This is a genomic window from Pseudocitrobacter sp. CD920760 (assembly GCF_057782505.1).
In genome coordinates this window covers 4,016,733-4,041,944 of the sequence record NZ_CM173490.1, presented here as the reverse complement: position 1 = coordinate 4,041,944, position 25,212 = coordinate 4,016,733, and the positions used below count along the sequence as shown (strand labels likewise).

Below are 25,212 nucleotides of genomic sequence, written 5' to 3'. Positions count from 1 at the left end.
AATGCCGAATATTAGTGAACAAAAAGCACACCCGCTGCGCATCCTGCGCATGACTGAGCTGACCATGATGCTTGGGATATCTCGCTCAAGCATCTACGAAAAACTGAATCCAAAATCCAAGTATTACGATGCCGAGTTTCCTAAACCGGTCCGACTAGGGGCCGCATCAGTAGGATGGCGATCTACTGCTATTGACGAGTGGATCGCTTCCCGAACCGTTTAATTTTTTGCAAAAAAATAAAGGATGATGCAATGAGAAATAAAAACAAAATTAATCATGAGCTTAACCTGAAATTTGACATTCTGCCACGTCATATCAGGCATTGGGCTTCGCATTTGCAATACATAACTGGAGTGGCTATTGAGATAATCATTGTTACGTTATTAGCCTTTTTAGGGCTGGCCTGTCAGGATTTGTACTGTGTTCAGTTAAAGAACAAGCAGCGATCCCTTCTGGCCTTATACCTGCTGCTGCTTTCAAGATCTGGCAGTGGAAAATCAACAATATTCAGATTGTTGAAGGCCCCCTTTGCACAACAAGAGCGGGAGTTTGAAGATGCTTATCGTGCTGAGCTTAAAGCATTTGAGCGAATAAATATTCTTTGGGAGGCAGAGTTTAAAGTACTAAAAAGGCTTTATAAAAAGTCTCTGAGCAAGGGGGAAGATACTACCGAAACGAGTAAGAAAATTGAAGAATGTATTGGCCGACAACCGAAAGCGCCAGTAAGAAAGGTCATTATCACAACGAATCCGACAAGCGAAGCGCTCGCAAAATCAATTGGGCTGGGGTATCAAAATAAGGCGCTTTTTAATGACGAGGCAACCGCAGTGTTCAAGGGGAGTGTGTTCAACAATCCCGCGCTTCTCAATACATACTGGTGTGGAGACAAAGTTACAATAGACAGGGCTGCCACTGAAAGCTTTGTTATTGAAAATTATGTATTTTCATTTTTTTTAGCGATGCAGCCTCAACCATATGACAATACCAGCAGACAGAAAAAAGCAAACATGAGAGAGACTGGATTGCAGGCACGTACACAGATGATAGACATGGAGCAGATTACTGAACCGTGCATCATCAATGGTCATTACACTCATAGCGAGGCGGTGCTTTCTGAATTGTACTCAGTGATAACGCGGCATATAAAAGCGGGGGTGAAGCGAAGAGAAAATGGTGATGAACTAATAACACTTACTCTGGCCCCGGATGCCCAGGAACTGCTGGATAAAACATCGTTAAGTTTGCAGCAAAAGATGAAACCTGGAGGTTCCTTGTATCACTACGATGATGTAGGTGCCCGGATTATCGAGCAGGGACTCAGAATGGCAGGCATTTTTCAGGTTTCTGGTGAACCCGGTTCGACAATAATAACAGAGGAAAATTTGTTATCAGCTTTGAACTTGATGGATTGGTTTGTCAATCATGCAATCGCAAAAATTGATTCTGCAAGAGAGCTTAGTGATGAAGAGAAAATATTATTCTGGATGGAATCGCAACTTGTCGAAAATGGTTCCTACGATTTCAGAAGAAATGACATTATCAAAAAGGGTCCAAGATCCATAAGATGCTCTGAGCGGCTTATGCCAGCATTAGAAAAGCTTGAATCAAAAGGAATGGTGCAGCTATTCGAAGAGGCAGGTATCAATTATGTCAAATTTATCGGTTCAACAATGAACCCTGTCGAACTGGCAGCGAGGACCAACACGCCAATACACCAGACTGGCTCGCTGACACTGAGTAAGTTAGCTCGACCAGAATAACTTCAGAGTTATTTTGATTTTATATCAGCTAGTTAGATATATTTTTTACCCAAGCATACTGCGGCTTCCCTCATCACCACGTAGTTGCCTTGGGCACCTAGAAAGGTCCGGTATATGTAATATATATCTGCATTGTATAGGTATCTATATCAATCATGAATAAGCATATAAAACATAGTAGAACATGTCAGTAGTCAAGGTGAGTCTAATGTAAAAGGGCATCGTAACCTTAGCTTAAACCATCCCACAATAACCTGGGTAGTTATCGGCTACCCATTACTCAGTGAACTCATATTATGAAATCACCGTATAAATTAACTGAAAAGCAGTTTAAGTTCCTGCAACAGGAAGCAGCGGAAAAATATAACTCCCTTATATCAAGCTATATGCTCCGTAGAGCATATGACGTGACATCTAATTTTTCAGAGAAACATGACCGGATGTTCACGTTACGGGCCGACTTTCGGTTTGCTCAGTCCCATGTGCCTGGAGAGCCAGATATGCCGATATGCTTTCAGAAAGATGATGAGAAAGCCATTACTCGGGCTATAGAATCCCTGAAAAGCCAGCTACGGGAAGAGCACAAGCGCTCTGGCAGGGCTGGTGAGCCTACACCACTCGGCTATATCTGGGCCAGGGAACGTGTTACCGGGGAACGCCCTCACTACCATCTGGTTCTGCTATTCAACAAAGACGTTTATGGTTATCTGGGAGATTATACAAAGCCTGACGCTGATAATATGGGGACCCGTATTCAGAAAGCTTGGTGCAGTGCAATAGGGCTAAGTTATCCTTACTATGCCAGTCGGGTTGAATTCCCGAAAAATCACAGCGCCTGGTTCACCCGGCAGGATGCGTTAACGTTAAGTCCCGATTATTACGACTTCCTGCTACGTGTTGCTTACCTAGCAAAAACGTACAGTAAAGATTCCCATGACGGCTATCGTAACTTTGGCACTAGTCAGTTAATATGACGGCAGCTGAGAGGCCTTTAGAGCTTATGATGCAGACTTGCCGATAAAAGCGCAGGTTTGCATCTATTTCTTGATTCTATTTCCACCATCACCTGACAAGCTGGCGATAATCACATTCCATCTCATCGATGAAATCATCACCGATTGTCGGAAAGCCATAGCTCAAATGCTCTTTCCCTTTAATTTCAAATAAATTATAGAGATAGCTATCCTTTTGGTTAGCGACGTGAACAGGCATAAAGGGCCTGTTTCTTACGATATTTTCGTTTAGTTTACTGGCGTTGATGATGTTGTATTGATCTCCGGTGATATCAATAACGTAATTTTCCACTTCCAGCCAGAAGTGAGTTATTGCGCCATTTTTACCGGTGACTCCAGTGACCCCTTTCAATTCCAGTTCGGGCCATAATTGCAGAAAGTGGAAGGAAAGTAACATTGAGCAAAGCTTGCAACTCATTACCGGGAAGCCGTGAGGTACAAGGTAGGTTGTTGACGGATCACATGTTTCGAGTATCTTTCGAAACCTATTCGCCTCTTCACGTGCAGTCTCAATGGTAAACAATATTATCCCCTGATTTAGCATACGAGTGTTTGTAAGCATACGTACCAATGGCAGGCTCCTTAGGATTTATTCAGCGTAGTATGAGTCAATGCTGTCCGGTCGAATCATACGTGAAGCCTAGGGAGTTAGACTTTATATAACTGGATTGCGCCATTACCGCACACTCCTGTTTTTCGCTTGTGTGGATTAAGAATTGGTCTTATCCAGTTAGCTTTAATGTTGTTAATTCAACGTCAGTGAGTCTGCCACTATCTGCCTTTTTCACAAAGTAAGCCCACCACTGCATCATCGGACGACGTTGCTCAAGGTAATCACTGCGGTTGTAAGCGCGACGAACCTCATTTTTGTCCACATGAGCCAGTGCTGCTTCAATGACATCAGGCGGAAATCCTTTCTCATTGAGTGCTGTACTGGCGATAGAACGTAAGCCGTGTGAAACGAGTACGCCTCCTAAGCCAGCACGCTTCAGTGCGGCATTAACTGTTTGGCTGTTCATTGGCTGGGTTGGTTTGATGCGACTGGGAAAGATAAATTCACGGCCACCACTGAGTGACTTCATCATTTCCAGAATAGAGAGAGCCTCATTGGATAGTGGAACCGTATGGTCCCGGTTCATCTTCATTCGAGCTGCAGGAATTTTCCATTCGCTAGCATTGAAATCGATCTCATCCCATCGAGCCTCAGCAGCTTCGGCAGGGCGGGTAATGGTGAGAAGCTGCCACATGAACAAGCACCGCGTTGACACACTGATACTTGCTGTACGCATTGTTTGCATTAACTGTGGAAGCTGATCCGGACGGATACTCGGCATGTTTTTCTTTTGCGGTTTCTCGAACGCTTTTCCGATATTTACACTGGGAACTGCATCAATCAGGCCTGTGTTCTGCGCATAAATCATGACTTCGTTAATACGCTGACAAAGGCGTCGGACTGTCTCTAATGCACCTCTGGCCTGGACCGGCTGCACTGCTTTAACCAGAGTATGGGCCTTAATCTCAGTGACACTGATATCACCGATTGCTGGAAAAATATCTCTCTCAAGTGAGCGCCAGATATCGTCGGCATAGCCTTCTGTTACGCTGGCTTTCTTCACATTCCACCAACGCTGGGCAACTAGCAAGAAAGTGTTGGTTTTAGCCTCTTGAGAATTTCTTACCTGTTCTTTCTGATGTTCCTGAGGATCAATGTCTTTCGCCAACAAAACTCGAGATTCAGCTCTGAGTTTACGCGCATCAGAAAGGGATATGGCAGGGTATGCACCGAAGCTCTGTTTGGTTCGCTGCTTGGTCAGAGGCCGATAGTAACGGAACTGCCAGAGCTTACTACCACTGGACTTGATTAATAGAGTAAGCCCGTCACCATCATACAGCTGGTAATCGGTAGCTTTAGGTTTGGCGGCTTTGATTTCCGTATCGGTTAACGGCTTGGTTTTTCTTGCCATGGGGGAGTCTCCATGCGTTTAGGCCCAACGAAAACAATAGAGCTTTTCGTTGGGCCTATCAATGGGCCTAAAAGGTTCGGATTTAATTAGTTCTCTTCGGACTTCGCGGGACAAATTGAAGGCACAAAAAAGCCCGCAGGGCTTGTGCCGTGCGGGCTCTTAGGACTTCATCGGATGACTCTGGTAATCACCGATGGAGAATTTTGGTGGAGCTGGCGGGAGTTGAACCCGCGTCCGAAATTCCTACATCCTCGGTACTACATGCTTAGTCAGTCTTTACATTCGCCTGGCACCTGCGGACAGACACGCCACTACCAGACTAGCCTGATTAGTTTTAACGCTTCAACCCCAGGCAGGATTTCCACGCGATCTCTTTTGGGTTTGACCTCTCTTTGATCCCCGTCTTAAGAGCGGAAGCTAGGGAGAGAGGGCTCTTAGCAGGTTATTAAGCTGCTAAAGCGTAGTTTTCGTCGTTTGCGACTATTTTTTTGCGGCTTTTTACGAGGCAAACCGCCCCTCGGCATGCACCTTGGGTTTCGCAAATCCCGTCGAATCCAGAATCAGCCCCAATAGTGTTGCAGCAAGTATAACAGAGTTGCTATGCGCTCTGCCACCCCCCTGCATAAATACTCTCTGCCTGCATTTTGGGCAAAAATCCATTGCCAACAGGCAGATAGTCGTTCATTTATCGCTCACGCAGCGCCTCTTTCGCCCGGTTAAACGGTTTGATCAGGTAGTCGACGATGGTTTTTTCGCCGGTTTTGATGTCCACGGTGGCGATCATCCCCGGCACGATGGAGAAATGGTGTCCGACTTTGTTCACCAGATAATCCTGGTGGGTGCGGATGAATACGCGGTAGTAGAAAACTTCCGGCTTGGCTTTGTCCTGGATGGTGTCCGGGGAGATGGTCTCCACTTCGCCCTCCAGCCCGCCGTAGATGGCGTAATCATAGGCGGTGATTTTCACCAAGGCGCGCTGGCCGGGGTGGATAAAGGCGATGTCGCGCGGCGAGAGGCGCGCTTCAATCAGCAGGCGATCGTCGACCGGGACAATCTCCATCAGATCGCCGTTGGGCGGGATGACGCCGTTCAGGGTCGTGACCTGGATGTTTTTTACGATGCCGCGCACCGGCGAGCGGATGGTCAGACGGGTGACGGAGTCTTCGCGGCCTTTGATGATGGCCAGCAGCATATCGACTTCGGCGTTCGCTTTGGAGAGCGCTTCCCGCGCCTGCACGTAATACTGCGAGCGCAAATCCGTGAGTTTCAGGCTGAGGTCGCTGCGCTGGCGCTGCAGTCGCAGCACTTCCACGTGGCTTGCCGCGCCGCTTTTTTCCAGCCGCTGGGTGATCGCCAGCTCTTTGTTAACCGAGACCATCGCGTCTTTAATCTCTGCTTCGGAGTCCGCCAGTTGCGCTCGGCGTGAGCGATAGAGCCGGGTTTCGCTGGCGAGGAGATCGGGCCAGGCTTTCAGTGAGTCGGGGAAGACGAGAGGCTGGTCGTTCACCTCGGCGTAAAGGCGAACGCTGGAGGCCAGCGATGCGCGATAGCGTGCGGAGCTTTCACCCACGTTGGACTCTGAACGTGTCGGGTCCATGCGGGCGACAATTTGCCCGGCCTGCACTTTGTCGCCTTCACGCACGGAAAGTTCTGCCAGAATACCGCCGTCGAGCGACTGTAAAACCTGCTCGCGCGAGCTGGGCACCACTTTCCCGGTGCCGGTCGTGACTTCATCGAGCGTGCCAAACCATGCCCAGATGCCGAGCAGCACGAATAACACGGTGCTGATAATAATGATGCGGCTGGCCCCGGAGAACTCCCGTTCGCGGCTAATGTCCGGGTCATCCATCACCACATCATGCTGATTGGTTTTCATTTTTCCACTCCCGTCCGGTTGCCGGTGTGCCAATACGGTTGCCGCCCAGCGCCTGCGTTTTTGGTGCATCCATCACCACTTGCCCATCTTTCAGCACCACCACGCGCTCCACCAGTTCGAGCACCGGGACGCGGTGAGTGGCGACAATCAGCGTGCGGTTGCCCAGCCACTGATTTAGCCGTTGGATGAATTCGCGTTCGGTGTGGTCGTCGAGGGAGGCGGTGGGTTCATCGAGCAGGACGATGTTGGGCGAGCGCAGCAGCATACGCGCCAGCAGAATCGATTGCCGCTGGCCGCCGGACAGGCCTGCGCCGCCTTCCATAATCGGGTGGTCGAGACCTTTCGCCAACTGACGCACAAAGCCTGCCGCGCCGCACACTTCAAGGGTGGCAAAGATGTCGTCATCGCTGGAGCGCGGTGCGCCAAGCATCAGGTTCTCGCGCAGGGTGCCGAAGAACAGGCGCGCGTTCTGGCTGAGCATGCCGACGTTGCGGCGCAAATCGGCCATATCAATCTGCGCGATGCTCAGGGAGTCGAGCCGCGCTTCGCCGCTAATCAGTTCCACGCCGCCCGCCATTGCCTGAAGTAGGGTTGATTTCCCCGCGCCGTTACGCCCGAGCAGGGCGATGCGTTCGCCCTGTTGAATCTCAAGGCGGCCGATTTTGAGCGGCACGTTCTGGTCGTCGTTGTGATAACGAAACTGTGCGTTTTCAAAAAGATAGTGGCCGTGGAAAATATCGCGATGCACCACGCTATCGTCGCGCTGGGTTTCAGTGGGGAGCTGCATAATGCTGTCGAGGCCCGATTTGGCGGCTTTGACCTGCTGCCAGCGCGCCAGCACGCCGCACAGGTTCGCCATCGGGGCGATCATGCGTGAAGCCAGCATCGACGCGGCAACCACCGCACCGGTAGTCATTTCGCCCTCGATAACCATCGGCGCACCGAACAGGATCACCGCGCTATAAACCAGACTTTGCACGGTGATCCCCCAGCTGATCAGCCCCTGGGAGATCTGGCGGGTGCGCAGGCCCGACTCGGCGGTAATGCGAATATAGCTGTTCCACTGTTGCAGGAAGCGGTTCTCGGCCTGCATCAGTTTGATATCCTCCAGCCCCTGAACGCTCTCCACCAGCACCGCATTGCGCAGCGTTGATTCATGCGCGGCCTGGTTGGCGAGTACCGCCAGCTTTTTCTGCAACAGAATACCGGGCAGCACCATCATCACGGCGGCGACGGGCGCGATCCACGCCAGTTGCGGCGAGATGATCGCCAGTACGATCACGAACAGGAAAAAGAAGGGGAGATCGACGATCGTCGAGATCGTCGAGGAGGTGATCATCTCGCGGATCTGCTCCAGCTCGCGCAGCTGCGAAATAAAGCTGCCGGTCGAGCGGGGGATCGCGCTGTTGCGCAGGCGCAGCGCGTGGCTGAACACGCGGTCAGAGACGCGCATGTCGGCGCGTTTACCGAGTACGTCCATGATGTGTCCACGCGCCACGCGCAGCAGGAAGCCAAAAATCACCGACAGCAGCACGCCGAATGCCAGTACGTAAAGCGTCGGGTAAGACTGCGCGGGGATCACCCGATCATAGACCTGCATCGAGAACACAATGCCGCCGAGCGACAGCACGTTCACCAGAAAGGCGGCGAACATCACCGGGCCGTAGGGGCGGATGTCCTGCAAGACCAGCGATTTCAGCCAGTCGGGGCTGAAGCGGGAAATATAGTTGTCGACCCGGCTATCGCGCATCGCGGAAAGCGGACGCAGGGCGGCGAGATAGTCGATTTTGCCGAGCAGTTCGTCCATCGACAGGCGGTTGATGTGCGAGGTGTCATCGACAAAACGCACCTCGACGGTGCTGTCGCCATCGAAGCGTTCGACGATCACCAGCTCGCCGTTATTCAGCGCGGCGACAACCGGAAGACGCCAGCTGTTGAGGGTTTGCGTGTTGGCCTCCAGCAGGCGAAACGACAGCCCGCCCTGACGAGAGAGCTGGGTCAGCGCGGGCAGCAGGCTTTTATCGTGAAACCACGGGGCATTGGCCTGAATGGTGCCCGGCGAGCAGGCGATGCGGTAGTGGTTGGCGATATGGCTTATCGCCAGCGCCCAGCGTTGCAGCGTCTGTTCGGTTAAAAAGGTGTCGGCGGTATCGGCGTTGTTCATGGCTGGATCTCCACTGACTGAATGCTGCGATTTTCCAGGCGGAACGCGTTGCGCAGGCGTCCGGTGTTGTAGAGGCAATTCAGCTCAAGCTGATGCAGCTGGTTAAGCGTTTGCAGCTCGGAAAAGCGCGCCTGATACACTTCCTGCTCGGCGTTCAGTACGTCCAGCAGCGGGCGCGAGCCCAGCTCCAGATACTGCTGTTGATAGAGTTCGCGGGTGCGCGCACTGTACGCCTGCTGGCGGCGCTGCACTTGCAGAGAGTTCACCAGGCTCATCACCTGACTTTGTGACTCCAGCAGTTTTTGCCGCACTTCCAGACGCACGCGCTGGATGGTCGATTGCGCCGCGCTCAGCGCATAGTTGGCGGCATTGCGTCGGGCGGTCATTGCGCCGCCCTGGTAGATGGGCATCTCCACTTTCACCCACGCCGAATACTGCGTGCGATCCAGCACTTCATGGCTGGGATATTTGTCGTTCAGGTAGTGCTGAACCTGCGGTTCCAGTGAGATGGTCGGCGTCATTTGCGCGTTGGCGTAATCGGCATTGGCCTGCGCGACGTTCGACTGCGCCCACGCCGCCAGCACCGACGGCACCAGGCGGTCGTCCGGTTGCGCGATATTGCAGCTTTGCGCCAGTTTGTCGGGGAAGTCGTTGCTGATGCCGTTGAGGGTATTCCAGCCGAGCCAGCTCATCAGCGTGGCCTGAGCGCTGTCGCGCGTTGCCTGATACTGAATCAGCTGCGAGCGCGCGGACTCAATACGCGCGTCCGTTTGCACCGCGTCAGACTGCGATGCTGCACCTTCATCGCTGCGCTGGCGAATCAGCCCACCAATGTGGTTCAGCGCGGTGAGCTGTTCTTCGGCGACATCCACCATTTGCTGCCAGGTTTGCACCTGCACCATGGCGACGGCGGTGCTGTAGCCCACGTTATCAATACTGACCAGCACGTTCGCCTGCTCCTGCGCGACGCCCGCGCTTTCGGCGCGCACCTGGCTTGCCACTTTGCCGAAGTCATAGAGCATCTGGGAAAGCGATACCACCAGCGACGGGCTGAAGCCGTGGTCGACATAGTTATTGGCGTAGCCGTTGTTCATGCCTGCGCTTATCTGCGGATAGTATTTTGATTTAGCGACATCGACCTGCTCATTCTGCGCGAGCAGTTTGCCAACGGCTTCCTGAATAGAGGGATGCCAGCTCACCGCGCGATCGACGGCGTTGTTCAGCGTTAAGGTACCCGGCGCGGCAGGGTCGAGCGGCAGATCCACTTTACCGGATAACGACGGTAGCTCCTGCTGTTCGTGCAATGTCTGCGAAGAGATAAACCGTGGCGTCTCTTCGGCGTGAAGGGCGGCTGTGCAGAGACAGCTCGCCAGCCCCCATGCGATAGATGTTAACTTTCCCATTGTCGATCCCTTTTAAAATAGCGCAGGTGTATTTGTTATTACCCCGGGCGTCTTCGCGCCCGGGGTTTTGTTAACTATCAGGTCACAATGTGGTTCTGTTCGATCAGCTCATTCAGCGTGGTTTGCACGTTCTCCAGGGTGATTAAGGTGGCTGAACTGTGGGCGGTACCGGTGCCATCACGGTCAATGGAGATAACCGTGTTATTACCGCTGGTGGTCACGCTCAGGTAGTTACCGAGCGACGATTCCTGACCATTCCAGCCGACCAGCAGGTCGCCGATATCAATTTTGTCGCCCTGAGCGAGCGAGAAGTTGTCCCAGCGATCGGCCCCGTTGCCTCCTCTGTTATCGGCATTATTCAGCAGGTCATAAATTAAAGTGTCTCCATAGGCCGAGCCGTGGATCACATCTGACTGCGACGTGCTGGTGAACTGCGGGTTCATGTTGATGGTTAAGGTCGCGCTGTCCGAGTGGCCTTTTTGATCGTTCAGGGTGTAGGTGAAGGTCTCCTTGGTGGTGATGTCGCCCGGATTCAGCCCCGCTTTCAGGGTGTAGGTGTACGAACCGTCGATGGCGATGCGCAGTGAGCCGTAGGTTCCCTGAACCGTCGCCGCGCCGTTGCTGTCAACCGTTGGGTTGAGCGTCTGCGTGCTGTTGTTCCCGCTGACCGTCAGCACGGTTTGCGCGGAAGCAATCTGATCGACGGCGCCTGCGGAGTCGTGGCCGTTGTAGATGTTGCCGGTCACCGTGTGCGCGTTGTTGTTGATCAGGAAGTTATCCAGATCGTACGAGGTTGCGTTCACCACGGGGGTAACGCTTACGTTACCCAGTTGGGTACTGGTCAAATTGGTGGTGATGGCGAGGGTATAGGTACCGGCATCCAGCTCAAACCCGCTGAGGGTCAGCGTTTTAGAACCATTCAGCAGGCCAAACGTGCCGGAAGGCAGCGTAGTTCCGGTATAAACAGTTTGCCCGTTTTCCAGAATCGACCACGCCACACTCAACCCGCCAACCCCGGCTAACCCGGATGCGGAGGTATTAAAGGTTACGGAGATCGCTTTCAGCGCCATGCCCTCTGCCACATCAAAGGTGCCGCTGCCCGTCGCGCTTCTGCTACCTTGCGCGATGGTGGCTGAACCGACGGTCGTGTCCGAGTAGTTTGCCGTTACCTGGTTAGTCGCCAACGCCATTGTACTGCTGGTGTCATTCACCGCATCGACCGGTTTCGCCGTTGGCTGTACGTTGAGCGAGGCTTTGCTGGTGTCGCCGTTGGCCGCCGTGACCGTATAAACAAAGCTGTCCGGCGTTTTGATGCTGTCGGCACCAAGGCCGGATTTCAGGGTGTAGGTGTAATGCCCCTGCGCATCAATGGTTAGCGTACCGTACAGGCCGTTAATGGTCGTGGTGCCATTAGCCGCCACCGCCACGCCGTTCACTTCGGTAACATGACCGTTTGCCGCACCGGCATCGTTATCCAGCACGTCGCCTGTGGTGCTGGCGCCCGCGCTTTTCACGCTGTAGGTGTGGTCGGCGTTGACGCTCAGCGTAAAGCCGGTTGCCACGGTCAGGCCGGAAACCGCATTCAGCGTGAACAGATATTTACCATCTGGCAGGGTGATGACCAGATCCTGCGCCGTGGAGCCGCCCAGCAGAGCCGCCTGGAGCCAGCTCGGAACATGGCGATACTGCTCATAATTACCGGTTTCCGCGTTGTAGCGATAGACATACAGGTCAAAGACTGCGCCAACCGCTACGCCGCCGACGCTGGCGCCCAGGGAGAGCGTACGTGTGGTACCCGCATCGACGTTATAGAGAATCGGGTTCTGCATGTTGTTCAGCAGGCCGACGTCAATCACATTCCCCAGATTCAGCCCGACGAGCGTAAAGCCGGTGGTGGAACTCGGGCCGTTGTTGACTGCGGCAACCGAGGTGTCAAATTGCAGGCTGGCGCTGTCATCGGCGGCGGTAACCGAACTGGTCGGTACGGTTGAACCGAGGGTGATAACCAGATTCGCCGAAGAAGATTGCGGGTTCTGACCGGCAGTTGTAATGGTATAGGTAAAGCTTTCCGAGCGACCAATCACGCTGGAACTGGTTGATGTCAGCGTATAGGTGTAGCTACCGTCCTGGTTAATATGCAGCGTGCCGTACTTGCCCGCGATATCCGCGCCACCAGTCCCAACAACGGTTGTCGTACCATTGAAGTTGGTGATTGACGTGACGTTTGTATTCGGAGGGGCAACATCGCTACCGTTTGTCGGATCGGCATCGGTAATAACGTTCCCATTTTCTATCGCACCCGCAGCGACAGTGCCTGCGCTGGTTTTGACAAGAGAAACATCAAGGCTTGTGTAAGAGCCAACGGCCAACAGGCTGGTGTTATAGCTCAGTACGCGATACTCGCCGCCCGTGAGGTTGTCGAGATTCAGGCGCACGCCTGAAGCGCCGATAGTTAACAGGTTGGCGAATTGCGGCAACGAGGTATCGATGACCGTGACCCATGCCTGAAGGTTGGTATCATATTTCTGTACGGCGATCTCAAGGGTGTTTAGCAACGAGAGCACTGCCCCTGTTGCCGCTGCTTCAATGACGGCAACACCGCTACCACCAGCATCGATGGTAAACGTCACTTGCGCAGTATCATCCCCCAGCACAGAAGCTACATTGCCCAGCGCACCGACCAGCAGGAAGCCGTAGTCACTATGCTCTTCTGTGGTAACCGTTGCAGATGTTTCCAGCTCAAGGTTCACTACGTTGTCGCTTGCCGCAATGGGCAGCGTTGGTGCGTTAGTTGTCCCCGGCAATGAAACGTTTCCGGCCGCATCGGTGGCAATCACTGTCACCTGCTCACCGCTGACCAGACGCGTCGGTAGCCCGACAGACCAGTTACCCTGGGCGTCTGTCGTTACCGTGACAGGGTTGGCCTGGCCTGGTACCGTCACACTGATGGTAATGTTGGCTTCCGTTGTGCCACTAATGGTGTAGCCATCACCGCTGATCGTGGCAGTCGGCGCGTCCGGCGCGATAGTGTCTACCGTAATGTTAATGGCGGTGGATGGGCTACTGGTACCGTTGGTATTCGTGGCGGTGGCGGTAATAACATGCAGACCTTCGGTTAAAACTGTCGTCGGTGTATAGCTCCACGCCCCGGTGTCATCCGCCACAACGGTCGCCAGCAGCACGCCGTTGTTATAGATGTTGACCGTTGAACGTGCCTGAGCAGTACCGCTGATGTCCGGCTGGTTATCGTTTGTGCTCTGGTTGTTTCCAACATTGCCTAAAACAGGCCCCACATTATCCACAATCGTGGTAATAACCGGTGAGCCGGGCAAGCCGGTGAATGGGGCATTGAAATCTGCTGCTATGCCCTGATTCCCGGCTACGTCGGTTGCTCTGGCTTGTAGGTCTTCTCCGTCAACCTGACTTGGGGAAAGGTTAGCCGTAAAGTTGCCGAGCCCATCGGCAACTCCGGTGCCCAGCACGGTCCCCGTTGAACTGTAAATGGTCACGGTACTACCCGCTTCGGCGCGGCCTGTCACCACGTTGCCCGTGGCGTTGACGGTTAAATCCGTTGGTGCGGCGGGTGGTGTAAGGTCGACGGTCACCGTCGTCACCGTGGAGGACGAACTGGTATTGCCCGCCGCATCCACGGCTTTTGCGGTGAGAGTATGCGTACCTTCAGTGAGCGTCGGGGTATAGGTCCAGTTACCGCCGCCATCCGCCTGTACGCTGCCAATTTCTACGCCATTGTCATAAATACGCACGGTGGCGTTTGCTTCAGCTGTACCGTTCAGCGTTGGGGTGGTGTCATCGGTAGGCTGACCGGCTGCAAGTGTGCCCGTCACAGTTCCTGCGTTATCGGTGACTGTGGTGATAAACGGTGCGTTTGGTGCAGCCGTATCGATAACCACATTCCAGGCGCCTGATGCCGGGCCAGTGTTACCAGCAGGATCGGTTGCTGTCGCCGTCAGATTATGCGAACCGGTAGTGAGATCCTGCGTTGGGGTAAAGCTCCAGGTTCCCCCGCTGCCTACGGTCGTGGTTCCAATCAGTACATTGTTGTCATAGACGTTAATAGTTGCGCCAATTTCTCCCGTCCCGCTGAGCGTTGGACGGGTGTCATCGGTTACCTGGCCGTTCGCAATTGGCCCTTTAATGGTCCCAATATCATCCGCCGCACCAGTGATAATTGGCGCAACGGGCGGGGTAAGATCGACGGTCAGCACGAAACTGCCTGATGGTACGCTGGTATTCCCGGCGCTGTCCGTTGCCGTTGCGGTAAAGTTATGCGTACCCGCACCAAGTGCGCCCTCGGGGGTGAAGGTCCAGGCATTGTTATCGCCAACAATAGCAGTTCCTATCACGGTGCCATTATCGCGAATGGTGATGGTGGCACCTGCTTCACCTGTACCGCTCAGCGTTGGCGTAGTGTCATCTGTCGTTTGGTTTGACAGCAATGTTCCCTGCACCGTGCCGACGTTGTCACTGGCCTGGATGATCGTCGGTACGCCCGGGGCGGTGGTATCAATAATCAACGTAAACGATGTCGATGTGCTGCCTGTATTACCCGCCCTGTCAGTCGCAATGGCCGTAAACACGTGGCTGCCGGTTCCCAATGCGCTGCCTGGCGTGAAGTTCCAGTTGCCGTTGACATCCGCGGTGGCGGTACCGATTTGCACACCGTTATCAAGAATGCGAATAGAGGCAAAGGCTTCGCTGGTGCCATTTAGCGTAGGGGTCGTATCGTCGGTGGTTTTTCCGTTCGTCAGCGTATCGGTAATGCTGCCGACGTTGTCGCTGGCGTTGACGATGGCTGGCGCATCAGGCGCGACGGTGTCGACGACAAAGTTCAATGCCGGAGATGGCGGGCTAACATTACCCGCGCTATCAGTGGCCGTGACGGTCAGTTGATGTTCGCCTGGTGGCAATGCGGTGCTCGGTGTGAAGTTCCAGCTACCGCCAGCATCTGCCTTAACGGTGCCAATGACAGTACCGTTATCCAGAATTTGCACGGTGGCATTAGGTTCAGCGGTACCGCTCAGGGCCGGACGTGTTTCATTGGTTTGCTGGCCCTCAGTTATCGCACCCGTATTCGGCGGTGTATTATCCGTCGCCGTGATTGCCGATGGCGTGTTAGGAGCCACCGTATCAACCACAATCGTAAATGCCGGTGTTGTTGCACTGACGTTACCAGCCTCATCGGTGGTATTTATGGTGAATGCATGCGATGCATTGCTCAGTGGCGTGGCGGGTGTCCATGTCCAGTTGCCTGTTTCCGGCACGGTAATGATCGCCACCAGATTACCGTTGTCGTAAATCTTCAGCGTTGAGTTGGCTTCGGCGGTTCCGCTGAGCGTTGGGGTTGCATCGTTGGTCGTCTGATTATTCAGCAGATCGCCAGTGACCGGCCCCTGGTTGTCGTTAACACTATTGAGTATCGGGCGCGACGGTGCCGTGGTATCGACACTGAATTCAAACGGCTCGCTTGCCGGGCTGGTGTTCCCTGCGCTGTTGGTGGTCGTCAGCGTCAGACTATGGCTTCCTTCGCCCAGAGGTGTGGTTGGGGTAAAGCTCCAGTTACCATCGCTGGTGGTGACGCGACCAATTTCGACATTGTTGTCATAGATAATGACCGTTGAGCCTGGCGAGGTCGTGCCGCTAAGCGTTGGCTGGGTGTCATCGGTTTTACTACCCTCGTTTATTTGCCCAACGAGGGTACCCACGTTGTCTTCCACGCCCGTAAGTGTTGGGGCGGTTGGCGTGGCGTTATCGATGGTTACGGTCCAGGTGTTGGATGCATCTGCTCTGTTACCAGCAGCATCGATAGCCACAACGTTGAAGTTATAGATACCGTTTGCCAGCGGCGTGGTTGGTGTAAATGTCCAGTTACCCTGAGCATTCACCGTCGCAAAGCCGAGTGACGTGGTTCCATTGAAGATTTCCACACGGGCGCTGTCGGCAGCGGTGCCGCGCAGAGTGGGCTGTGTGTCGTCGGTGCCGCCATTATTGATAATGGGCCCGGTGACTACGCCGACATCATCCGTCACGCTGACAATGATGGCGGAGTCAGGGGCAATGGTATCCACAGTAATGGTAATTTCAGTGGATTCAGCGCTGGTTTCGCCGTTGATTTCCGCGATGGCTGAAATGGTGTGTTCGCCTTCGCCTAGTGCTTCTTGTGGGGTGTAGGTCCAGCGGCCATCGACCACTGTGATACCTTCAGAACGCACCCCGTCAATCAATACATAAACGGTAGCGCCATCAGCTGCCGTACCACTGATGACCGGTTGCGTATCATCGGTGCTGTCTCCGTCGTTTAGTGGGCCGGTATTCGGACCCGTTTCGTCCAGAATTTCTATAATCACCGGGACGGCTGGCTCAGTCGGAGGCGCGACGGTGACATCTGCCCCATCGCCGATATTCCCCGCGCGATCCTGCGCATAAACAGACAGTACCGAGTCTGCGGCCTGCACTTCATTAAGCTCAACGGTGAAGTAACCCAGGCCATTGGTGATGCCACGACCCACTTCATCACCGTTGGCATCGCGGATGATAATCGTGCTGTTAGCCTCTGCCTGTCCGGTAACGATGAGACCATCATCAGCCACCGCCAGATTGACCGGTGCAACAGGGGCCTGTGTATCAACGTGCAGAGTTAAGCCATCCGAAAGCGGACCCGCGTTACCAAGGTCGTCCAGCGCCTGGAAGGTCAGTACGTTATCCCCATCGGACAACGGCGTGTTAGTACCAGGGGTAAAACTCCAGCCGCCTTCGTCATTGACGTTGGCTCGACCAATTTCTACGCCGTTGGCAAAGATGATGACGGTGCCATTCGCCTCGGCAGTGCCAGAGAACGTGGGGCGAGAGTCATCAGTATAGGAACCGTCTATCAGGTCAGTCGTGATCGAGCCAACATCGTCAACAATGGTAACGATAGCTGGTGCGTCCGGGCCAGTGGTATCCACGGTGAGGGTAAAGGGCGGTGTCGGTTGGCTGGTGTTGCCCGCCGGATCGGTTGCCGTAACGGTCAGGGTATGAGTGCCATCCGTCAGGGCTGGAGAAGGTGTAAAGCTCCAGCCGCCCTGCGGGTTAGCGGTGGTTGTGCCAATCGCTTTACCATCAACCAGTATCGTCACAATACTACCGCCCACGGCTGTGCCGTTCAGCGTTGGCGTGTTGTCGTCAGTGCGGTCGCCGCTTTGCAGCGCGCCCTGATCGTCGCCGACATTATCCTGAACGCTGAAAGCGGGTGGTATCGCAGGCGGTGTGGTATCCACGGTAATGACAAAGTTATCCGATGGCACACTGACGTTACCTGCCGGATCGGTCGCCGTAATGTGAAGCGTATAGGTCTGTTCCCCCAGAGGCGCAGTCGGCGTCAAACTCCATTTTCCATCTTCCCCGACGACGGCGGTACCTAACACGGTGGTGCCGTTATAGAGCGTGATGGTATCGCCCTCGATGCCTGTGCCGTTGAAGGTGGGTTGGGTATCGTTGGTTACGCTTCCTGAGGCCAGCGCACCGGTATATTCCGGCACGTCATCAACGACCGAGCCAATCACCGGTTTGATAGGTGCGTCATTATCCACGGTGATGGTGAAGGAAGGCGATTCCGCGCTGACGTTACCCGCAGCATCGGTAGCGGTTACGGTGAAGATATTTTCACCATCGTTCAGATCGCTATTCGGTGTGAATGACCATTTACCGTCTACGACGGTTGTTGTACCCAGTACGATTCCATTGCTGTACACCGTGATAGTCGCCCCATTTTCTCCGGTTCCGCTAAGGGTTGGACGGGTATCGTCGGTGACCTGGTTGTTGGTGAGATTGCCTTTGATTGCGCCCACATCATCATTGACGGTAGCGATCAGCGGCGCCTCGGGCGCAAGCGTATCGACGGTAAGCGTGAAGGTAGTTTCAGCCCCAATATTGCCGGCGGCGTCCACCGTGACGAAGGTGAAGTCGTGCTTACCTTCATCCAGCGCCGCGTTAGGAGTGAGTGTCCAGTTTCCGTTGGCATCGACGTTGGCTGTGCCAAGCAGCGTATCTCCTTCATAAACGTTAACCTGCGCGTTGGCTTCCGCTTTCCCTGAAAACGTTGGGCGAGTGTCGTCGGTAGTGTCACCATCATTCAGAACCCCGACTTCCGGGCCCACATCATCGCGGACTTCCAGAATGATTGGCTCATCTGGTGTACTGGTATCAACGGTAAACGTGAAGGGTGTAGTGTTGGTTGTCGAGTTTCCTGCTGCATCCGCCGCGCTCAGCGTCAGGCTGTGCGGGCCGTCGCTCAATGGTGCGGTGAGCGTGAGCGACCAGGTACCTGAACTACCGACAACGACTGTTCCCAGCAATTTACCGCCATCAAAGACGGAGAGGGTTGATCCCACTTCGCCGGCACCGTTGATAACAGGCAAATTATCATTCGTGGTTTGCCCATTGCTCACCGCGCCCGTATTCGGCTCCTGGTCGTCCGTCAGGCTAGTGATCGTTGGTCGGGTTGGGGCGGTAGTATCGACAATAATGGTGAAGGGCGCTGATGTGTCGCTGGTGTTGCCAGCCTCATCTTTCGCCGTAATAGTAAAGCTATGGCTGCCGCTGCCGAGATTCGAGCCCGGCGTAAAGCTCCAGACGCCCTGCGCATCGGCGGTTGTCGTACCAATAATGACGTTATTGTCGTAGAGCGTGATAATAGCGTTGGCTTCTGACGTGCCGTTCAGAGTAGGGCGTGGATCATTAGTGCTTTGTCCGTTCTCTAAATTCCCTGTCAATGCCGGTACATCATCCACGACTGAACCGATCACCGGGAGTTCTGGGGCGGTGATGTCCGGTGCGTTGACGTTGGCGTCGTCGCTTGGGTTACCCGCTTTATCCGTCGCAATCGCGGTCAGCGTTTCGCCATTGGTTTGTGGGGTTGTCAGCGTCACGCTGAAGTTTCCGCTGCTGTCGGTTTCCGCGTTGCCCAGTGGGTTACCATTCGCATCGGTAATGGTCACTGTGCTACCCGGTTCGGCCTGACCTGTAACGATTGTACCGTTATCTGACACCTGTAAATTTTCTGGCGCATCGGGAGCGATAAGGTCTGGCGCCTGAACGCCATTAGGCGGGCTTGTGTTACCTGCCTTATCGGTGGCGGTGACTGAAAGCACCTGATTATCATCTTGTACTGGGTTGAGAGTAACCGTGAACTTGCCCGTGCCATCAGCGGTGGTGGTTCCCAGCACTGTGCCGCTGGCATCCTTAACCGTTACGGTGCTGTTCGCCTCAGCGGTACCCGTCACGCTGCCGCCATCTGGCGATACGGCTAAGCCGCTCGGTGCGGCTGGCGCGGAAAGATCCAGGGTGAAACTTTGCGTTGATGTCACCGGGCTAACGTTGCCCGCACTGTCTGTTGCGGTCACGCTCAGGGTATAGGTGCCTTCTGCCAGCGGTGTGCCGGGCGTGACACTCCAGTTACCCTGCGCATTGACGGTTGCAGTGCCCAATTCTACGCGGCTTCCATTGAGCATGGCCCAAAGCGTCACGGTGCTGCCAGGCTCCGCTTTGCCCGTAATCGTCGGGGTTGCGTCGTTTGTCGCGCCTCCGTTGGCGACCGTTACGTTTGTACCGTCTGAATTATCGATCACCGCCGTAAAGGTTGGTGCCACGGGCGCTTTGGCATCGACGGTAAAAGTGAAGCTAGCGGAGGGCGAGCTGATATTGCCTGCTGCATCGGTGGCGGTAACACGAATGCTATAGCTTCCATCGGTTAGCGGAGTCGATGGTGTGAACGTCCATGCCCCTGACTCATCAACTTTTGCGGTGCCAATGACGCTACTGTTGTTGTACAGGGTGATAGTACTACCAGGTTCGCCTGCGCCGCTAAAGGTTGGCGTGGTATCGTTGGTCGATTTGCCATTCTCGATTGCGCCGACGATACCGGGTTGATCATCAATTACGGCCTGAATCGACGGGGCTTCAGGGGCCGCTGTATCAATATTTAATGTGAAATCAGCCGATGCATCGCTCACCTTGCCTGCGATGTTAGTTGCCGTAGCAGTGAAGCTGTGTTGACCATCATTTAAGGTATTAGCTACCGTAAAACTCCAGTTGCCTTTGCCGTCTGCCTGTACCGTCCCCAGCCTGGTCTGGCCTTCATAAACGGTAATTGTCGCCCAGGCATCGCTGTGACCATTTAGCGTTGGGCGGGTGTCATTGGTTTGCCCATTGTTGGCGACATTGCCCGTATCAGGTGCTATGTCATCCGTGGCGGAAATGATGGTTGGTTGGCTGGAAACATCGAAATTCGGAGCAGTGACGTTCCCGGGGGCGCTGGAATTGTTTGCCGCATCGGTGGCGATGGCCGTTAATTTTTCACCGTGAGTCAACGCAGGGGTGAGGGTAATGGCGAAATTACCATTGCTGTCCGTGACCCCGCTTGCAATGGTGTTGCCCGCGCTATCCTTAATCGTAATTTTGCTACCCGGCTCAGCTTCACCGGTTAACTGCGTACCCGCAGCGTTAATGATGAGTTCCTCCGGTGTTTCGGGAGGCGTTTTATCTACGGAAAGTACTTTGCTCTCCGGGCTGATATTCCCTGCGCTGTCCGATGCCGTCGCGGTGAGCGGTGCACCGGTAATTTGGGCGGGGTTGAGGGTGATGTTAAACGACCCGCTGGCGTCCGCCGTGCCTTTGCCGATTTCTTTTCCGCCAGCATCACGAATAATTACTTCACTACCCGGCTCCGCTTTACCGCTCAGATGCGTTCCATCCGCTGAAGGCGTTAAGCCTGAGGGAGCTGTGGGTGGGGTGGTATCCACGGCAAATTTGAAGCCCGGAATTGAATTGTCCGGCGTTTGTGCGCCAGTCGCCACGATTGAATGATTACCCTCTTTAAGCGGCGTTGCTGGCGTATAGCTCCAGTTGCCGTCGCTGCCAACCTGAACGGAGCCTATTTTTACGCCGTTATCGAAAATATTGATGGTGGTTCCGGCCGTACCGCGTCCGCTAAAGGTCGGGCGTGAATCATCGGTGCTCTGCCCGGAAGTGAGCGCCCCGGTGATAGAACCGACGTCATCGACCACGCTGCGCAGCAGGTTAACGGGTTCTTCAATCACATTGGGGGCGGTGATATTCGAAGGGGAACTTTGGTTCCCTGCGGCGTCGGTCGCGGTTACCGAGAGACGTTCGCCATCGGTTTGCGGCGAGGTCAGGGTTATCGTGAAGTTGCCGTTACCATCGGCTTTCCCGGTGCCCAGCACATTGCCTTCGCTGTCGGTGATTTTTACCGTGCTTCCGGCTTCTGCTTTCCCGGTAAGCGTTGTGCCTTCGGCGTTAATATTCAGGTCGCTCGGCGCGCCTGGCGCGGTAGTATCATGCGCGGTGACGCTGGTGGTGGGGCTGGTATTTCCGGCGGGATCTTTCGCTTCCGCTGTCAGATGTTCGCCGTTGGTCTGCGGTTTGTTGAGATCAACGGTAAATTTCCCATCGCTGCCGGCGGTGCCGGTGCCAATAACGTTGCCATTGGGGTCGCGGATGGTGACGGTGCTACCGGGCTCGGCATTCCCGGTGACGGTCTTACCATCGTTTGAAACGGCAACGTCGGTTGGCGCATTGGGCGGGGTAGTATCTGGCGCGGTAATTGGCGTGGACGGCCCGGTGTTATTCGACGGATCTTTCGCCTCGACGGTCAGGTGTTCACCGTTAGACTGCGGCTTATCGAGGCCAACGGTAAACTTGCCATCATCGCCGGTTTTTCCGGTACCGATGATGTTGCCGTTGGGATCGCGAATGATAATGGTGCTGCCCGGTTCGGCGTCGCCGGTGACCGTTTTGCCATCGGGGGAAATGGCGAGATTGGTTGGCGCATCGGGCGGCGTGGTATCTGCGGGAGGTTCCGGGTTGCCCGGGTTCGTTTCTCCACCATTGTTGTCATCGTTGTGATGACTTCCGCTACCGTTGCTGTTGGAGGCGGCGATACCAATCCCGGCGGCTGCGGCGGCTCCGCCCAGAATCCACGCCCAGGCAGCTCCGCCGCTTTCGTTGCTGCCCTCTCCGGCAACCAGCAGTTCATCAATGCTGCTGATTTGCTGGAAGTGGAATGCGCCATCCGTGTCCTGTACCCACCAGAGCGCGCCGTTCGCATCTTCCAGTACAAGCTGGCTCTGCCCTAAATCTGAGGTGACGTAAAAGTTTTTTACCGTCACGGTTTCACCGTCTTTCAGGGTGATAACCAAATCCTGATTGGAACGCTGCATCGAGGCAATATCGGCGCGATCGACCTTAATTTTAACAATCGATGGGGCAGTCAATGTCACACTGTCGGTTTCAGCCGTGGTGGCGACGGTAGTCATTTTTGAAATAATCGATACAGAACGCATGGTGTCACTCCATTCGAGGTGAACAGGTTGATCGCAATGGCGATATTCGGTTATTCAGCAGCTCAGGACTTTCACGCCGGCATATTTGTTGTGATATTCAGCTCGCCATAAATTCAGGCAAAAGCGGTAGCGCTCACTATCGAAATAGTGATTAGGAATATTCTTAAAATATTGACTGGCGAATAATTAAATAATTTCTATCTGAAATTTAATTCCTTGCTCTAAATGGTCTTTTAAACGTTGAAGCACTGTTGTTGATATAGCCAGATATAAGATAAATCGCAAACGAGCGATAAACCGCAAGCTTGCTAACTATCAGTTAAACCAGCATTTTATGAAGGGTTAATAGCGCTTTTGTTCGTGTGGTTTTTAGCATGAAATGCAGATGCACCATTTTTTAACACCATGAATTTGTATGTTTTTATATTTTCTCTGTCGCAGAGTGACTGTTAATGATTTTAGGTAAGTCACCGGAAACTGGTGCAAAAAAAACGACAAAAAGCGGGTTTTAGGAAATGTCTGAATTCATATTCCAGGACTTTTTCATTATTAATTTGATGAAAATCATGAATAGAAAATATGATATATCCGTGATCGCACGCGTAATTGATGCATGAGTGGAATTATTTTTTATTCACAGGAAGAGGGTTTGACGATAAAAAATATATTATGAAATTAAGTTATGAGTTAATCAGAACTGAGAAGTTGCGGTGAAGAATATATTCTTTGGGATGGGGAATTAACTGTTGTGATTCAGGAAGGTAACATTGGCAGGAAAAGTTTTGATGAACACCCGCACCTTTTCAGGATACGGGTGCATAACGTTTTTAGCGCCCGGCGTTTTTCATAATGCGCGCTTTATCCAGCTTCCACTCGCGATCTTTCACATCGTTACGCTTATCGTGTTGCTGCTTACCTTTTGCCACGCCGATTTTGACTTTGCACCAGGCATTCTTCCAGTACAGCGACAGAGCAACGACCGTATAGCCGTCGCGGTTGATCTGGCCGATAAGGGTATCCAGTTCACGCTGATTCAGTAACAGTTTACGGGTACGCGTTGGATCGCAAACGTAGTGGGATGACGCGACCGTCAGCGGCGTGAAGTTTGCGCCAAAGAGGTAGGCTTCGCCATCTTTCAGGATCACGTAGCTATCGCCAATGTTGGCTTTACCGGCTCGCAGGGATTTTACTTCCCAGCCCTGCAGCGCGAGGCCCGCTTCGTACTCTTCTTCGATAAAGTAATCGTGGCGGGCGCGTTTGTTCAGCGCAATGGTGGCCGATCCAGGTTTGTGTGCTTTTTTCTTAGTCATAATATCCTGAAGTCATCGCAGTTCGTACACATCTGCCTCAAGCTCCCGCGAGGCGCAATGCGCTATCTTAGCACGAGTTGCCGCGGAACGTTTTTTTTAACCGTAGATAAATGATACTATTTAGCCCGTGTTCGAACATGGAAATTGCTATGCCTCAGATTAGCCGTACTGCGCTGGTGCCCTATAGCGCGGAGCAAATGTATACCCTCGTCAACGACGTTAATGCTTATCCTGATTTCTTACCTGGCTGCACCGGAAGTCGCGTGCTGGAGTCGGGCCCGACGCAAATGACGGCGGCGGTGGACGTGTCGAAGGCCGGTATCAGCAAGACGTTCACGACGCGGAATATCCTCACCAGCAACCAGAGCATTTTGATGCAGCTGGTAGATGGGCCATTTAAGAAACTGATTGGTGGCTGGAAGTTTATCCCCCTCAGTCAGGATGCCTGTAAAATCGAGTTCCATCTTGATTTTGAATTTACCAATAAGCTGATTGAGATGGCCTTTGGGCGCATCTTCAAAGAGCTGGCGCTGAACATGGTTCAGGCATTCACGATGCGCGCCAGAGAGGTTTACAGTGCCGGGTAAGATTGTGGTTGAAGTGGCCTACGCGCTGCCGCAAAAACAGTATTTGCAACGTGTGGCGCTGGAAGAGGGCGCCACCGTCGAGCAGGCGATTCTGGCCAGCGGCATTCTGACGTTGCGTGACGATATCGATCTCACTAAAAATAAGCTGGGGATCTATAGCCGTCCGGTGAAATTGCAGGACGTGGTGCAGGATGGCGACCGGGTTGAGATTTATCGCCCACTGATTGCCGACCCGAAAGAACTGCGTCGCCAGCGAGCGGAGAAGTCAGCCGGGAAAGACTGATGCCACTCTTCAGCCGCCAGAAACAAAAAAAGCGCTCACTGAGCGCTTTTTTATTGCCTGAACTTACTCGCCGGTCAGCGCAGGTTTGTTATCGATGTTGGTCAGCACACCGCTGCTGTTGAAGGTGAGCGTCAGCGTCTGCTGCGTCACTTTTTCATGACCCGGCTGCTGGCGGAACACGTAGAACCAGGTATTGGTGCCGAACGGATCGGACATCATCGGGGTACCTAATGCATAGGCGACCTGTTGTTGGGTCATGCCGATGCGGATTTTTGAAATATCGTTAGGTGCCAGATAGTTTCCCTGATTGATGTCAGGACGGTAAACCACTCGCTCCAGAGTGGAACAGCCTGCGGTCAACATCAGAAGAACCGCTGCGGCAGCAGTCAGCGTTTTACAGCGCATAGTGATTTCATTCCTTTTCGGGCCCGAGCAGTACGCGGCTCATATGTAATATGCCGATGATAATAGACCTGACGTCAGTTTAAAACC

At 53.8% G+C, this 25,212-nt stretch carries 13 protein-coding genes and 1 other RNA gene; 5 read left to right on the top strand and 9 right to left on the bottom strand.

Annotated elements, in window-relative coordinates; all coding sequences use genetic code 11:
• The first annotated feature begins 1 nt into the window (after position 1).
• The 3 genes from AC1MKH_RS18915 (at position 2) to AC1MKH_RS18905 (ending at position 2,735) form a co-directional block, all read left to right on the top strand.
• Positions 2-223, top strand: coding sequence for an AlpA family phage regulatory protein (locus tag AC1MKH_RS18915; protein WP_047358995.1), 222 nt, complete (start codon positions 2-4; stop codon positions 221-223).
• Positions 224-252: 29 nt separating this feature from the next.
• Positions 253-1,761 (top strand): DUF3987 domain-containing protein, encoded by a 1,509-nt coding sequence (locus AC1MKH_RS18910; protein ID WP_117380724.1) that lies wholly within the window; start codon positions 253-255, stop codon positions 1,759-1,761.
• A gap of 296 nt (positions 1,762-2,057) precedes the next feature.
• Positions 2,058-2,735: an inovirus Gp2 family protein gene (locus AC1MKH_RS18905; RefSeq protein WP_032733614.1), complete on the top strand. Its 678-nt coding sequence runs from the start codon at positions 2,058-2,060 to the stop codon at positions 2,733-2,735.
• Between the two features lie 88 nt (positions 2,736-2,823).
• Here AC1MKH_RS18905 and AC1MKH_RS18900 read toward each other — a convergent pair whose 3' ends face one another.
• From AC1MKH_RS18900 to smpB, 8 genes are all read right to left on the bottom strand, one after another.
• On the bottom strand, positions 2,824-3,297 hold the full coding sequence (locus AC1MKH_RS18900) for a hypothetical protein (RefSeq protein WP_032724395.1): 474 nt from the start codon (positions 3,295-3,297) through the stop codon (positions 2,824-2,826).
• A gap of 199 nt (positions 3,298-3,496) precedes the next feature.
• Positions 3,497-4,738: an integrase gene (locus tag AC1MKH_RS18895; RefSeq protein ID WP_047358992.1), complete on the bottom strand. Its 1,242-nt coding sequence runs from the start codon at positions 4,736-4,738 to the stop codon at positions 3,497-3,499.
• Between the two features lie 204 nt (positions 4,739-4,942).
• Positions 4,943-5,306: a transfer-messenger RNA gene (ssrA, locus tag AC1MKH_RS18890) on the bottom strand.
• Between the two features lie 117 nt (positions 5,307-5,423).
• Positions 5,424-6,587 (bottom strand): beta-barrel domain-containing protein, encoded by a 1,164-nt coding sequence (locus AC1MKH_RS18885; protein WP_276223344.1) that lies wholly within the window; start codon positions 6,585-6,587, stop codon positions 5,424-5,426.
• A gap of 7 nt (positions 6,588-6,594) precedes the next feature.
• The gene (locus AC1MKH_RS18880; RefSeq protein WP_276223311.1) at positions 6,595-8,778 is read right to left on the bottom strand and encodes a type I secretion system permease/ATPase; all 2,184 of its coding nucleotides are present in this window, start codon (positions 8,776-8,778) and stop codon (positions 6,595-6,597) included.
• Positions 8,775-10,181 (bottom strand): TolC family outer membrane protein, encoded by a 1,407-nt coding sequence (locus AC1MKH_RS18875; protein ID WP_276223313.1) that lies wholly within the window; start codon positions 10,179-10,181, stop codon positions 8,775-8,777. The genes AC1MKH_RS18880 and AC1MKH_RS18875 overlap by 4 nt, the downstream gene beginning before the upstream one ends.
• Positions 10,182-10,258: 77 nt before the next feature.
• Positions 10,259-22,540: a BapA/Bap/LapF family large adhesin gene (locus AC1MKH_RS18870; RefSeq protein WP_276223315.1), complete on the bottom strand. Its 12,282-nt coding sequence runs from the start codon at positions 22,538-22,540 to the stop codon at positions 10,259-10,261.
• An 827-nt stretch (positions 22,541-23,367) separates the two neighbouring features.
• Complete coding sequence (gene smpB, locus AC1MKH_RS18865; RefSeq protein WP_015963347.1) at positions 23,368-23,850, bottom strand: SsrA-binding protein SmpB; 483 nt, start codon at positions 23,848-23,850, stop codon at positions 23,368-23,370.
• Between the two features lie 149 nt (positions 23,851-23,999).
• Here smpB and AC1MKH_RS18860 point away from each other — a divergent pair, with 149 nt between their 5' ends.
• A complete protein-coding gene (locus tag AC1MKH_RS18860) occupies positions 24,000-24,437 on the top strand; it encodes a type II toxin-antitoxin system RatA family toxin (protein WP_015963348.1) in 438 nt (145 codons plus the stop codon).
• Positions 24,427-24,720 carry an RnfH family protein gene (locus tag AC1MKH_RS18855; protein WP_276223319.1) on the top strand — a complete coding sequence of 98 codons (294 nt, stop codon included), beginning with the start codon at positions 24,427-24,429 and terminating at the stop codon, positions 24,718-24,720. The genes AC1MKH_RS18860 and AC1MKH_RS18855 overlap by 11 nt, the downstream gene beginning before the upstream one ends.
• 63 nt (positions 24,721-24,783) lie before the next feature.
• On the opposite strand, the gene bamE is transcribed toward AC1MKH_RS18855, so the two are convergent.
• Positions 24,784-25,125: an outer membrane protein assembly factor BamE gene (gene bamE, locus AC1MKH_RS18850; protein ID WP_015963350.1), complete on the bottom strand. Its 342-nt coding sequence runs from the start codon at positions 25,123-25,125 to the stop codon at positions 24,784-24,786.
• Positions 25,126-25,212: the final 87 nt, after the last annotated feature.